Here is a 967-nt window from a genome sequence, read left to right as displayed (position 1 = left end):
GAAATTACCTTAGAAAAGGATGTAGCAAATATATACGATTTAGTTGCTACATCTGTTCGAATGAATGTAGGTGAAGAAGAAAAAACGTTAGAGCAGGACAAGGAAGTTGCAAAAGAAGTGGAGTATGCTGAAGAATTTCATCATACTCCTGCTTCTGAAGCAGTATACGATATTCCTTTTCCTAGCGATGAAGATATACCTGAGGAATTATTAGAATATGAGGAGACATTTCTGGAATTAGAACAGTTACAAATTCCACTAGAAGCAGAAAATATCGTACCTCTGGAACAAGGCGTATCAGAGGTAGAAGATATGAATTTGGTGAGGTGGACTGCAAAAGTAATAGGGCGAGAACAAGGACTGACACGTGTACTGAATATGTCCAATAACAAGCGTTATTGGATTCATACAGAGGGAGAGATATTACCAGAAAAACAACTACTGTATATAGAATTACAAATGGATGTATCGTATTCTTACACATTAGTTAGATGGAGTGATAGACAACTAGGAAATATATAAATCAATTTCCTAGTTGTATTTTTATAGATAGATAGCGTGAGATACAGCATTTTCCCACTCATTTGTACAAGCATAAAACATTTTTTATTTTTGTACAAATGAGTGGGACGGAACGATTCACCATATAAGGATATTCGGCTATAATGAGACACTGTACATCATTGTAATATTAAAATGTTTTGAGATTAAGTGATTAATAATCTTAAAACAGGAGAACCGAGAACTCTCCGCAATATTACAATGTTTAAAATAGATTAAATCCAAAAATGAGGATTATATGAAGTAAAAAATATTTTTGAGTTAAAAAATAACAATTTTGAAAGGTGAATGTAAATGAATATTAATTCCCTAAGTAACAATGTAGTAGAAAAATTAGAACAAACGGTGCGCTATGAAAAGAAACAAGTTCAGGTATTACGTGTGAGTAAAAGTAGCTCAAATGTAC

The 967-nt window shown here is 32.7% G+C and carries 1 protein-coding gene; it reads left to right on the top strand.

What is annotated here, in order from left to right; translation table 11 throughout:
• A partial coding sequence (locus CO726_RS31105) for a transposase (protein WP_099686847.1) occupies positions 1-522 on the top strand: 522 nt, incomplete at its 5' end.
• Positions 523-967 lie beyond the last annotated feature (445 nt).

The sequence above is a fragment of the Bacillus fungorum genome (assembly GCF_002746455.1).
GTDB classification, from domain to species: domain Bacteria; phylum Bacillota; class Bacilli; order Bacillales; family Bacillaceae_G; genus Bacillus_A; species Bacillus_A fungorum.
The sequence above is the reverse complement of the archived record's forward strand: the minus strand, read 5'-3'. Positions and strand labels throughout refer to the sequence as shown.